This is a genomic window from Acidovorax sp., assembly GCF_021287135.1.
Taxonomy (GTDB): Bacteria; Pseudomonadota; Gammaproteobacteria; order Burkholderiales; family Burkholderiaceae_C; genus Acidovorax.
Genome location: NZ_JAJTBB010000031.1, coordinates 85,556 through 98,249 on the forward strand (window position 1 = coordinate 85,556; position 12,694 = coordinate 98,249).

A 12,694-nucleotide genomic window follows, 5' to 3' on the forward strand; every position below is an offset into this window, starting at 1 on the left:
GCGCTTGCATGGCAAGCGCAAGCAGCTATCAAAAAAGGAGTGGCCTCGCGCAGGCCGCGCATTGTTCACGCCGTGATACACCTGCGCGCCGGCGCCAGCGCGCTGGCGCGGGACAATCGGGCATGTTTTGCCTCCCTGCCCTGACTCCGGCCCTGACTCCGGCCCTGACCCCGGCCCTGACCCCGGCCGCATTCCGCCGCCGCATCCTCCCATGGGCCGCCGCGCTGGCCCTGGCCGGCTGCGCCACGCCGCCTCCCACCGTTGCGCCCGCCGCGCGGGCCCCGCTGCCGGCGCCGGCTCCCCAGGCAGAACACCCGGCCACCGCCACGCCCCCCGCTGCGGAACTTGCCGAGCCACCGCAAACCGCTGCGCACCGGCAGGGTTTCGACCGCTGGAAGGAGGCCTTCCAGGCCCAGGCGCTGCAGGCGGGCATCCGCCCGGACACCGTGCGCGGCGTGCTCGGCCGTGCCCAGTGGCAGCCCCGCGTGGTCGAGCTGGATCGCGCCCAGCCCGAATTCACCCGCACCCCCTGGGCCTATCTGGACAGTGCCGTCTCGCCGCAGCGGGTGGCGCAAGGCCGCGCCAAATTGGCCGAGCATGCGGCCACGCTGCAGGCTGCGTCAGACCGCTACGGGGTGCCCGCGGCGATCATTACCGCCATCTGGGGCATGGAAAGCAACTACGGACAGAACTTTGGCTCGTTCCGCACGGTGGACGCACTGGCCACGCTGGCTTACGAAGGCCGGCGCCGCGCCTGGGCACAAAGCGAGCTGCTGGCCGCGCTGCGCATCATTGACCAGGGCGACATCGCGGCCGACCGGATGATGGGCTCGTGGGCTGGCGCCATGGGGCACACGCAGTTTCTGCCCTCGGTCTTCCTGCGGCACGCGGTGGACGGTGACGGCGACGGGCACCGGGACATCTGGGGCAGCGTGCCCGACGTGGCGGCATCGACCGCGGCGTTTCTGGCAGGCGAAGGCTGGCGCAAGGGCGAACCCTGGGGCACCGAAGTCCGCCTGCCCGCCGATTTCGACTACGCGCGGACCGAACTCACTGTGCGGCAAAGCCCCGAACAATGGGCGGCGCAAGGGGTGCAGCCCGTCGGTAGCGGCGCCCTGCCGGCACTGGACGGCGCCTCCATCCTGACGCCGGCCGGCGTCCGCGGCCCCGCATTTCTGGTGGGGCACAACTTCCGCACCCTGCTGCGCTACAACAACGCCGTGACCTACGCGCTGGGCGTGGCGCAGCTGGCGCAGCAGATCGAAGGCGGCGCGCCCATCGTCGGCGCCTGGCCGCGGGATCTACCGGCGCTGTCCACCGCGCAAATCAGGGAGTTGCAAGCCGCCTTGAACGCCCGCGGGTTCGACACCGGCGCTCCCGACGGCGTGCTCGGCCCGGCCACGCGTGCCGGCCTGCGGCGTTACCAACAAAGCGAGGGGCTCCCCGCCGACGGCTATCCAACGGCGGAGCTGCTGGCCCGGCTGCGGGGCACGCCGGCCGCCGCGCTGCCTGCAGAACCGCCCGCGCCGCTAGTCCGCTGACGGCGCCCTCGTCCTTTGTTGACGCAGGGACCGCTTACCCCCGCGCGCCGCCGTGCTCGGCGTCGGAATGCAGCGCTTCGCTGAACTGGTCCACCACCATGGCCCAGGGCGCGTCGGCCTTGAGCTGTTCGACCAGGAACGTGCGCTGGGCGTCAGACCAGTAGGGCGCGTCCCCCAGCGCCACTTCCGTGGGCAGCTGGTGGCTCTTGATGAACTGCGCAATGCCCTGCTCGCTGGCATCCAGGCCCAGTTGCAGGAAGAGATTGGTCATGGTGGGGTCCACGGTGATCATGGCAGAAGCTCCTTGGAACGAAATGTAGGGAGGGGCCACGGCAAGCGCAAATGCCTGCAGGGCCGGTGCCGGAAACATACCAGCTTGCACACGGCAAACCCGGGCCAATAGCCTCCGCAAGGCACTTTTGCCGCAAGTTGCGCGTTCGCCGCAGGGCATATCGCGCCGGGCTCCGGCCTGCAGTCGGGGCATTGGCTGACAGCCGCGTGCGCCGCTGCGCGGCGGACTCCCACAGAAAGCCCAGCGCAAAAAAAGCCAGCCATCTTGGGATGGCTGGCTTTTGGGACCGGCGCCCTGGCTGGCAACACCGCCAGGCCTCTTGCCTGGGGGGCATGCCGCCCGCGGGTTCAATCCGCCGTGGCTTCTTCCGGCTCTGCAGGCTCGGACTTGGCGGCCCGGTCCTTCTTCGGCAGCGGCTGGATGTCCAGCAGCACCTCGGGCGTTTCCACCCCCTTGTCGTCCTTCTTCACCTCGATGTCCACCGTCAGGCGGCCACCCTCGGTCAGGCGGCCGAACAGCAGCTCGTCGGCCAGCGCACGGCGGATGGTGTCCTGGATCAGGCGCTGCATCGGGCGCGCGCCCATCAGCGGATCGAAGCCCTTCTTCGCCAGGTGCTTGCGCAGCGTGTCGGTAAAGGTGACTTCCACCTTCTTCTCGGCCAGTTGCGTCTCCAGCTGCAGCAGGAACTTGTCCACCACGCGCAGGATGATCTGCTCGTCGAGCGCCTTGAAGTTCACGATGGCGTCCAGCCGGTTGCGGAACTCGGGCGTGAACAGGCGCTTGATGTCGCCCATCTCGTCGCCCGCCTGCCGCGGGTTGGTGAAGCCGATCGTGGCCTTGTTCATGGTCTCGGCGCCCGCGTTCGTCGTCATGATGATGATGACGTTGCGGAAGTCGGCCTTGCGCCCGTTGTTGTCCGTCAGCGTGCCGTGGTCCATGACCTGCAGCAGCACGTTGAAGATGTCCGGGTGCGCCTTCTCGATTTCGTCGAGCAGCAGCACCGCGTGCGGCTTCTTGGTGATGGCCTCGGTCAGCAGGCCACCCTGGTCAAAGCCCACGTAGCCCGGGGGCGCACCGATCAGGCGGCTCACGGCGTGGCGCTCCATGTACTCGGACATGTCGAAGCGGATCAGCTCAATGCCCAGGATGAACGCCAGCTGCTTGGCCGCCTCGGTCTTGCCCACGCCCGTGGGGCCGCTGAACAGGAACGAGCCGATGGGCTTGTCGCCCTTGCCCAGGCCGGACCGCGCCATCTTGACGGCCGAGGCCAGCACCTCCAGCGCCTTGTCCTGGCCGAACACCACGCTCTTGAGGTCGCGCTCCAGCGTCTGCAGCTTGCCGCGGTCGTCGTTGGACACGTTCGCGGGCGGAATGCGCGCGATCTTGGCCACGATCTCCTCGATCTCGGCCTTGCCGATGGTCTTCTTGCGCTTGCTGGGCACCAGGATGCGCTGGGCAGCACCCGCCTCATCGATCACGTCGATGGCCTTGTCGGGCAGGTGGCGGTCGTTGATGTACTTGGCGCTCAGCTCGGCAGCGGCCTGCAGCGCGGCCGCGGCGTACTTCACGCTGTGGTGCTCCTCGAAGCGGCTCTTGAGGCCCTTCAAGATGTCCACGGTCTCGGCTACGCTGGGCTCGACCACGTCCACCTTCTGGAAACGGCGCGACAGGGCCGCATCCTTCTCGAAGATGCCGCGGTATTCCGTGAACGTGGTCGCGCCAATGCACTTGAGCTGGCCGCTGGACAGCGCCGGCTTGAGCAGGTTGGATGCATCGAGCGTGCCGCCCGACGCGGCGCCCGCACCGATCAGCGTGTGGATCTCGTCAATGAACAGGATGGCGTTGGGCTTGTCCTTGAGCGACTTGAGCACGCCCTTGAGGCGCTGCTCGAAATCGCCGCGGTACTTGGTGCCCGCCAGCAGCGCGCCCATGTCCAGCGAGTACACCGTGGCCTCGGCCAGGATCTCGGGCACGTCGTTCTGGGTGATGCGCCAGGCCAGGCCTTCGGCAATCGCGGTCTTGCCCACGCCCGCCTCACCCACCAGCAGCGGGTTGTTCTTGCGGCGGCGGCACAGGATCTGGATCGTGCGCTCGACCTCGTAGTGGCGGCCGATGAGCGGGTCGATCTTGCCGTCCTTGGCGGCCTGGTTGAGGTTCTGGGTGAACTGCTCCAGCGGGGAGGCCTTTTCGCTGCGCTCGCCGCCGCCGCCACCCTCTTCGCCTTCCGCCTGGCCTTCAGCCTTGGCGGGCTCCGGCGGCTCACCTTTCTTGATGCCATGGGCAATGAAGTTGACCACGTCCAGGCGCGTGACGCCCTGCTGGTGCAGGTAGTACACGGCATGCGAATCCTTCTCGCCAAAGATGGCCACCAGCACGTTGGCGCCGGTCACTTCCTTCTTGCCATTGCCCGTGGACTGCACGTGCATGATGGCGCGCTGGATCACCCGCTGGAAGCCCAGCGTGGGTTGCGTGTCCACCTCGTCGGTTCCAGCGACCTGGGGGGTGTTGTCCTTGATGAAGTTCGACAGCGATGAACGCAGATCATCGATATTGGCCGAACATGCGCGCAGCACCTCCGCTGCGCTGGGGTTATCGAGCAATGCAAGCAACAGATGCTCCACGGTGATGAACTCGTGGCGCTGCTGACGGGCCTCAACAAAGGCCATGTGCAAGCTGACTTCCAGTTCCTGGGCAATCATTTGAGAACTCCTTTGTGCTTGCGTGGAAGGGATAACTCTAGATCGGGATCAAAGACCTGTTATTCAACAGGCTCACTGACACATTGCAGTGGGTGGCCCGCCTTGACGGCGGCGTCAAGCACCTGCTCCACCTTGGTGGCGGCCACGTCGCGGGAATACACCCCGCACACGCCTTTGCCGTCCAGGTGGATCTTCAACATGATCTGGGTGGCGGTTTCGCGGTCCTTGCTGAAAAACTCCTGCAGCACCACGATGACGAACTCCATGGGCGTGTAGTCGTCGTTGAGCATGACCACCTGGTACATCTGCGGCGGCTGGGTCTTCCGGGTGCGCCTTTCGAGCACGACCGAACCGCCGTCATCCTGCGCGGGCCGGGTCACGGGCAGCGCGGTGGGGGGCGAAGGTGGTTTTGTTGCCATGAAAATCATTCTAGCGATCCGCGCAGCGTGCTGCCGAGGAAGAAAACTGGCGTCGATCGGCATTTATTCAAGTCGCCGGCCTGCTGTGCGGGCGAATCAGCGTCCTCGCCAGGGGCCGCACCAGGGCCGCGTCACTCGTACACCACCGTGGCCGAGCCGCTGCCCGCCTGGGCCGTCCAGGCGGCCAGGGCGGCATCGCTGGGGTAAAAGCGGGCGCTTTCGCCCAGTTGCAGTTCTGCCACGGCCGCAGCGTCGTCGGCGGTGCAGCGCACCCCCATGCGCACCCGCAGCCCATGCACCAGCTCACCCTCGGCCACCTCCTCGCGGCGCGGCGGAAATTCCTTGACCAGCCGCTGCACGTCCGGGCCCTTGTCCTGGACGGCGATGTGCAGGTACTTGCCGAAACGGCAGCGCGCCCCGGCCAGATCCCACACCTGCTGCACCTTGACCCGCAGACCGCCGCTGAAATGGTCCATCTGCAGCCGGCCCATCACCACGATGAACTCGTCCTCCTTGAGTTGGTTGCGGTAGGTGTTGAGCAGCGCCTCGTCCGCGGATGCTTCGATGACGCCGGACTTGTCGTCCAGGCGGAACAGCCCGAGCTTGCCGCGCTGGCCGTTGATCACCCGGAAGTCGCTGACGATGCCGGCAAGCACCTGCGGCTCGCGGCTGTCGAGCAACTCATCGATGGAGGTGCGCACGAAGCGCCGCACCTCGGTCGCCACTTCATCGAACAGGTGGCCGGACAGGTAGAACCCGATGGCCGTCTTCTCCTGGGTGAGCCGCTCCTTGATCCCCCACGGGAGCACGTCCACCAGATCGGGCTCCTGGGTGCTGGAGCCGTGGGCGTCTTCGCCCATCATGTCGAACAGCCCGCCCTGGTTCACGTTGGCCAGCGTGGCTGCGGCAAAGTCGAACGCGCGGTCGATGGACGCCACCAGCGCGGCCCGGTTGAGGTGGATGGCGTCGAAAGCGCCCGCCTTGATCAGGGCCTCCACGGTGCGCTTGTTCATGCGGGCCTTGTCCACCCGCACGCAGAAGTCGAACAGGCTCTTGAACGGCCCCTTGGTGGAACCCTGCGGCCCCTCGCCCCGCCCCTCGCGCGCCGCCACCATGGCCTCGATGGCCTGTTGGCCGGTGCCCTTGATGGCACCCAGCCCATAACGGATCACCTTGTCCGTCACTGGCTCGAAGCGGTAGTTGCCGCGGTTGATGTCCGGCGGCTCGAAGGTCATGCCGAAATGCTTCACCGCGTCTTCGTACAGCACCTTGAGCTTGTCGGTGTCGTCCATTTCCACCGTCATGTTCGCGCAGTAGAACTCGGCGGTGTAGTGCACCTTGAGCCAGCCGGTGTGGTACGCCAGGAGCGAGTAGGCCGCCGCGTGCGATTTGTTGAAGCCGTAGCCCGCGAACTTCTCCATCAGGTCGAACACCTCGTCGGCCTTCTCCTGGCTGATGCCCTTCTCGGCAGCCCCCTTGCGGAAGATGGCGCGGTGCTCGGCCATTTCCTCGGCCTTCTTCTTGCCCATGGCCCGGCGCAGCATGTCGGCGCCGCCCAGGCTGTAGCCGCCCAGGACCTGCGCGGTCTGCATCACCTGCTCCTGGTAGACCATGATGCCGTAGGTCTCGGAGAGCACCGGCTCCACCAGCGGGTGGGGGTAGATCACCTCCTCCTTGCCGTGCTTGCGGTTCACGAAGCTGGGGATCAGGTCCATGGGGCCCGGGCGGTACAACGCGTTCAGGGCGATCAGGTCCTCCAGCCGGCTCGGGCGCGCCTCTTTCAGCATGCCTTGCATGCCGCGGCTTTCAAACTGGAACACGGCTTCGGTCTTTCCCTCGGAGAACAGCCGGTAGGTGGGGCCGTCGTCCAGCGGAATGTTCTCGAACGCGAAGTTCTCCTGGCCCTTGTGGCGCTTCATGATGAATTCGCGCGCAATCTCCAGGATGGTGAGCGTGGCCAGCCCCAGAAAGTCGAACTTCACCAGGCCGATGGCTTCCACGTCGTCCTTGTCGTACTGGCTCACGGCCGATTCGCTGCCGGGCTGCTGGTACAGCGGGCAGAAGTCGGTGAGCTTGCCCGGCGCAATCAGCACGCCCCCGGCGTGCATGCCGATGTTGCGCGTCATGCCTTCGAGCTTTTGCGCCATCTCGATGATGGTCTTAACGTCTTCTTCCTTCTGCACGCGCTCGTAGAGCATGGGCTCCAGCTCCAGCGCGTAGTTGTTCTTGTCACCCTCTTTCTTCACCTCGGGCGGATAGGCCAGGGTGTACGACATGCCGGGCTTGCCCGGCACCAGCTTGGAGATGCCGTCGCAAAAGGTGTAGCTCATGTCCATGACGCGGCCAACGTCGCGGATCGCAGCCTTGGCCGCCATGGTGCCGAAGGTGGCGATCTGGCTCACGGCGTTCTTGCCGTATTTCTCCTTCACATAGTCGATAACGCGGTCGCGGTTGCTCTGGCAGAAATCGATGTCGAAGTCGGGCATGGACACCCGCTCCGGGTTCAGGAAGCGCTCGAACAGCAGGTTGTACTGCAGCGGGTCCAGGTCGGTGATCTTGAGCGCGTACGCCACCAGCGAGCCCGCGCCGGAGCCCCGGCCCGGCCCCACCGGGCAGCCGTGGGTCTTGGCCCACTGGATGAAGTCCCCCACGATGAGGAAATAGCCCGGGAACCCCATCTTGAGGATGGTGCCCAGCTCGAATTCCAGCCGCTCCACGTAGCGGGGGCGCTGCTTGTCACGCTCCGCTGCGTCGGGGAACAGGTGCGCCAGCCGCTCCTCCAGCCCCTCAAAGGACGCCACCCGGAAATACTCTTCAATGGGCATGCCGTTGGGCGTGGGAAAGTCGGGCAGCCGCGGTTTGCCCAGCACCAGCGTCAGATTGCAGCGCTGCGCGATTTCGACCGTGTTTTCGATGGCCGACGGCACATCGGCGAACAGGGCCTGCATTTCCGCCGACGACTTGAAATACTGGTCGCGGGTGAACTTGCGCACGCGGCGCGGGTTGGCCAGGATCTCACCCTCGGCAATGCACACGCGCGCCTCGTGGGCCTCGTAGTCGTCGGCGGTGGCAAACTGCACCGGATGCGTGGCCACCACCGGCAGGGCCAAGCGCGCCGCCAGCTGGGTGGCCGCAACCACGTGGCTCTCATCTTCAGCGCGTCCGGCACGCTGCAATTCGATGTAAAAGCGGTGCGGAAACATGCCCGCCAAGCGCAAGGCCACCGTTGCGGCGCCTGCCTCGTCGCCCTTGAGCAAGGCCTGCCCCACCGGCCCGGCCTGGGCGCCGGCCAGCACGATCAGCCCTTCGGACAGCTCCTGCAGCCACGCCCAGGTGCACAGCGCCAGGTTCTTGACGATATTGCGCGTCCAGGCGCGCGCGAGCAGTTCCGACAGGTTCAGGTAGCCCTGCCGGTTCTGCACCAGGACCAGCAGGCGTGACGGGGTGCCGCCGGCTTCCTCGGGCTCCAGGTAGATTTCCGCGCCGAGGATCGGCTTGACGCCCTTGCCCCGCGCTTCCTTGTAGAACTTGATGCCGCCAAACAGGTTGTTGAGATCGGTGATGGCCAGGGCGGGCTGCCCGTCCTTGGCGGCCGCCTTGGCGACCTCGTCGATGCGGGTGGTACCGTCCACGACGGAAAATTCGGTGTGCAGGCGCAAGTGAACAAACATGCCGGGCATTGTAGAAACCCCGGCGCCTCCGGCCGGCGTCGGGCGCTACGCCGGCACCTCCTGCCACCCGAAGGCCGCCGCTACAATGCCCCTTTGCGCCCGGAAGCCTGCCGTGCCCTGTTGCACAGGCCTTCGAACAGGTGCGGAGTCATCTCGCACTCCTGTTTCCCTTTTTTGCTGAAAGCTGCCTGCGATGCTGCGTGCCCCATCATTGCCCCTCGTTTCCGCCCTGCTGGCGGCCGGTCTGCTGGCTGGCTGCGCCGGCACCACCGAAGACAAAACGGCCAACTGGAGCCCCAACCGTATCCATTCGGAGGCCAAGGACGAACTCAACAGCGGTGCCTACGACAAGGCGGTTCCGCTGCTGGAAAAGCTGGAAGGGCGTGCCGCCGGCACGCCGCTGGCGCAGCAGGCTCAGCTCGACAAGGCCTACGCGCAATACAAGGGCGGCGAAAAGGCCCAGGCCATCGCGACGCTGGACCGCTTCATGAAGCTGCATCCCGCCAGTCCCGCCCTGGACTACGCGCTGTACCTGAAGGGCCTGGTGAACTTCAACGACAACCTGGGGCTGTTCTCCTTCATCTCGCGCCAGGACCTCTCCGAGCGCGACCAGAAGGCCGCCAAGGATTCGTTCGAGTCCTTCAGCGAACTTGTCACCCGCTTCCCGGATTCGCGCTACGCGCAGGATTCCCGCCAGCGCATGACGTACATCGTCAATTCCCTGGCGCAGTACGAAGTGCATGTGGCGCGGTACTACTACCAGCGCGGCGCCTATGTCGCGGCCATCAGCCGCGCGCAGGTGGCGCTGGCCGACTACCAGGGCGTGCCCGCATTGGAAGAAGCGCTGTACATCCTGATCCAGTCCTACGACGCGCTGGGCATGACCCAGCTGCGCGACGACGCGCGCCGCGTCATGGACGCGTCCTACCCCCAGAGTGCCTACCTGCACGGCGGCTTCAAGGAAAAGTCGGATCCGTGGTGGAAGTTCTGGTAAGCGCCTGAAGAGCTGCCTGGAAGTCGGCTTCAGACTCCAGGCGCCGCATCGGGGGCAGCGCCGCCAGCAGGCGTTTGCCGTACCCCATACGCACCAGCCGGACGTCCCCCACCACCAGAATGCCCTGGTCGGTTTCGCGCCGGATCAACCGCCCCGCGCCCTGCTTGAGCGCCACGGCGGCTTCGGGCAAGGCGTAGTCTTTGAAGGCACTGCCGCCCGACTGCTCGATCTGCTGCGTGCGCGCCTCCACCAGCGGATCGCCCGGCGGCGGAAACGGCAGCTTGTCGATCACTAGCAGCTGCAGCGCGTCGCCCGGCACATCAAACCCCTCCCAGAAGGTGGCGGACGCCACCAGCACGCACCCGCGGCCACCTTGGTCGCCCCCCTCGCGAAAGCGCTCCATGAGGTGGCGCTTGGGCCACTCGCCCTGCACCAGCACGTCCAGCAGGCCCGGGGCGCCGAGGCGCTCCTTCAGCAGGTCGCCCAGGGTGCGCAGCGCCTTGAGCGTGGTCGTCAGCACCAGGGTGCGCCCGCCCAACTGCAGCGCGGCTTCCCCCACCCATTGCGCCAGCACGGCACTGTGCGACGGGTCCGCCGGCGACGGCAGGTGGCGGGGCACATACAGCGCGGCCTGGGCGGGGTAGTCGAACGGGCTGGCCACGCGCAGGATTTGCGCGTCCGTGAGCCCGGCCCGCTGGGTGAACCAGGTCAGGCGCTCGTCATGGCCCAGGGTGGCAGAGGTGAAGACCCAGGCCCGGCCCGGCGCCTGCCCCGACGGGAGTTGCGCGGGCCACCCGTCTGCGTCGGCGGGGGCGTCCGGCGCCTGCAGCAGCCGTGTGCGCAAAGCCTCTGCAATGTCCAGCGGCGACTCCGCCAGGCGCAGCTGCAGGCCGACCTCCAGCCAGCGCACCGCGTCGGGGCGGCCGGGCCCGGCAAACCGGGCCAGGCGCGCCAGCAGGTCGCCGGCACGTTCGTACAGACGCACGAAGTCGGGCGCAATCTCGCTGACGGTATCGAGCGCCTCCTGGGCCTGGGCCACGGCCAGGGCCGTCCGGCGCAGCGCCGTGGTCCACGCTTGCGGCTCCAGGCCCTCGGGGGCCTCGCCGGTCCACCGCAGGCGCGCGCTGCCTCGCGCGGCGCCGGCGGCCAGCCGCAGGTCTTTGGCCGCCAGGTCCACCCCGCCCGCCAGGCCCGCCCAGTCCGCCAGGCCGCGGGCCAGCTGCAGCCCGCTGGCGAGCAGGTCGCGGCCGAAGTCCGCCAGCTGCCCCGTGGACAGCCCCACTCCCAGAAATTGCACGCCGGTTTCATTGATCTGGTGCGCTTCGTCGAACACCACCACGCGCACGGTGGGCAGCAGTTCGGCCATGCCCGATTCGCGCACGGCCATGTCAGCAAAGAACAAGTGGTGGTTGACGACCACGATGTCCGCCGCCAGGGCCTCCCGCCGCGCCAGATGCACATGGCATTCCTTGAAGCGCGGGCACTGCGCGCCCAGGCAGTTTTCGCGCGTCGACGTGACCAGCGGGATGACCGGCGATCGCTCGTCCAGCCCGGCCAGCTCGGCCAGATCCCCCGAACGGGTACTCTGCGCCCATTGCTCCACCTTGGCCAGCACGCGGGCCACGGCGGGTTCCGCACCGCCTTCAGCGTGGCGCGCCCGCTCCAGGCGGTACAGGCACAAATAGCTGCCCCGGCCCTTGAGCAGTGCCGTGCGCACCGGCACGCCCAGGGTCTGCACCAGGCGTGGCAGGTCCCGCGCAAACAGCTGGTCCTGCAAGGCCTTGGTGGCCGTCGACAGCAGCACCCGCTCCGCGCTCAGCAACGCCGGCACCAGGTAAGAAAACGTCTTGCCCACGCCCGTGCCCGCTTCCACCACCAGCACGCCGCCCGCCTCGATGGTCTGCGCCACCGCCTCGGCCATCTCGGTCTGCCCGGCGCGGGGCTGGAAGTGCGTGTCCGCCCGCGCCAGCACGCCATCGGGCGCAAACGCCTCCTGCACCATGGCCACCAGCGACATCAGCCGGCCCCTTGCGGTGCAACGCCGGCAGACCACGGCCGGTAGCGCATTTCAAGCGGGCCAGAAAAGGATGGACAAGGGCGGAAGGTCAAGGCAGGGGCGATGGAATGGCAAAAAGCCGACAGGCCAGCAGATAATAAAGGCTTGGCCCTTTGCGCGCGCTCCGTTGGCCCCGCGCCCGCCCCACAATCACCAGCATGACCAAAGCGTTTCGCCTCATCGCGTCCACCGGCATCCACAAGGGAGACCGGGAGTACCAGCAAGACCAGGTGGCCTTGATCTCGCACCCGCGCTACAACGGCTGCGTGCTGGGCGTTGTGGCAGATGGCATGGGGGGGCGCAGCGGCGGCCGCAAGGCGTCCGACCAGGTCATGATGACCGCTCGCCAGCTGTTCGAGCGGTATTCGCCCGACGCCGACGACCCGGTCACCATGCTCAAGAGCATGGTGGAGGAGGCCCACATCGTCATCCGCCTCACCGCCATTTCCGCGGAGCAGGAGCCCCACAGCACGATCGCGGCCTTTCTCATCAACCCGCGCGGCGACTGCCACTGGGTGCACGCCGGGGATTCGCGCATCTACCATTTCCAGGGCGCCCGGATGGTGTTCCGCACCAGCGACCATTCGTACGTGCAGGCGCTGGTGGACCGTGGGGAACTCACGGAGGCCGAAGCCAACAACCACCCGCACTCCAACATCCTGGTGGGGTGCCTGGGCACCGAGAGCGATCCGCCCATCACCACCCACGTGATCCCGCAGCTGCAGCCGGGCGATGTGCTGATGGCGTGCAGCGATGGCGTGTGGCACTACTTCTCCCCGACCGAGCTGGGTTCGGTGGTGGACGCCCTGTCTCCCCGCGAGGCCACCGAGTTTCTGGTGGAAAAGGCGCGCACCCGTGCCCGTGGCGGCGGCGACAACCTGTCGCTGGTGATCGTGAAGATTGAGGCGCTGGTGGAAGAGAAGAAGGTGGCCCGCCTGATCGCCGCCGACGCAGACCGCGGCTAAGCCGGCGCCCGGGTTGCGGCGCGCACCGTGCGCCTGCGGCGGCAGAAGCCCCGCGGT

Annotated in this window: 8 protein-coding genes; 3 read left to right on the forward strand and 5 right to left on the reverse strand. The window is 67.3% G+C overall.

From position 1 onward, the window contains the following. The first annotated feature begins 122 nt into the window (after positions 1 to 122). Complete coding sequence (locus LWW96_RS08490) at positions 123 to 1,541, forward strand: lytic murein transglycosylase (protein WP_291485921.1); 1,419 nt, start codon at positions 123 to 125, stop codon at positions 1,539 to 1,541. Between the two features lie 34 nt (positions 1,542 to 1,575). On the opposite strand, the gene LWW96_RS08495 is transcribed toward LWW96_RS08490, so the two are convergent. From LWW96_RS08495 to dnaE, 4 genes are all read right to left on the reverse strand, one after another. After that, the gene (locus tag LWW96_RS08495; RefSeq protein ID WP_291485923.1) at positions 1,576 to 1,833 is read right to left on the reverse strand and encodes a DUF2789 domain-containing protein; all 258 of its coding nucleotides are present in this window, start codon (positions 1,831 to 1,833) and stop codon (positions 1,576 to 1,578) included. Positions 1,834 to 2,180: 347 nt separating this feature from the next. Further along, positions 2,181 to 4,532 (reverse strand): ATP-dependent Clp protease ATP-binding subunit ClpA, encoded by a 2,352-nt coding sequence (gene clpA / locus LWW96_RS08500; RefSeq protein WP_291485925.1) that lies wholly within the window; start codon positions 4,530 to 4,532, stop codon positions 2,181 to 2,183. 59 nt (positions 4,533 to 4,591) lie between these two features. Next, positions 4,592 to 4,960 (reverse strand): ATP-dependent Clp protease adapter ClpS, encoded by a 369-nt coding sequence (gene clpS, locus LWW96_RS08505; RefSeq protein ID WP_291485927.1) that lies wholly within the window; start codon positions 4,958 to 4,960, stop codon positions 4,592 to 4,594. Positions 4,961 to 5,082: 122 nt separating this feature from the next. Then, the gene (gene dnaE, locus LWW96_RS08510; protein ID WP_291485929.1) at positions 5,083 to 8,622 is read right to left on the reverse strand and encodes a DNA polymerase III subunit alpha; all 3,540 of its coding nucleotides are present in this window, start codon (positions 8,620 to 8,622) and stop codon (positions 5,083 to 5,085) included. Positions 8,623 to 8,815: 193 nt separating this feature from the next. Here dnaE and LWW96_RS08515 point away from each other — a divergent pair, with 193 nt between their 5' ends. Continuing rightward, positions 8,816 to 9,616 (forward strand): outer membrane protein assembly factor BamD, encoded by an 801-nt coding sequence (locus tag LWW96_RS08515; protein WP_291485931.1) that lies wholly within the window; start codon positions 8,816 to 8,818, stop codon positions 9,614 to 9,616. Here the strand turns inward: LWW96_RS08515 and LWW96_RS08520 are convergent. Further along, positions 9,579 to 11,633 (reverse strand): ATP-dependent DNA helicase, encoded by a 2,055-nt coding sequence (locus tag LWW96_RS08520; RefSeq protein WP_291485932.1) that lies wholly within the window; start codon positions 11,631 to 11,633, stop codon positions 9,579 to 9,581. The two genes, LWW96_RS08515 and LWW96_RS08520, sit on opposite strands and share 38 nt — an antisense overlap. 197 nt (positions 11,634 to 11,830) lie before the next feature. On the opposite strand from LWW96_RS08520, the gene LWW96_RS08525 reads away from it, so the two are divergent. Next, complete coding sequence (locus tag LWW96_RS08525) at positions 11,831 to 12,637, forward strand: protein phosphatase 2C domain-containing protein (RefSeq protein ID WP_291485935.1); 807 nt, start codon at positions 11,831 to 11,833, stop codon at positions 12,635 to 12,637. The last annotated feature ends 57 nt before the right edge of the window (positions 12,638 to 12,694 follow it).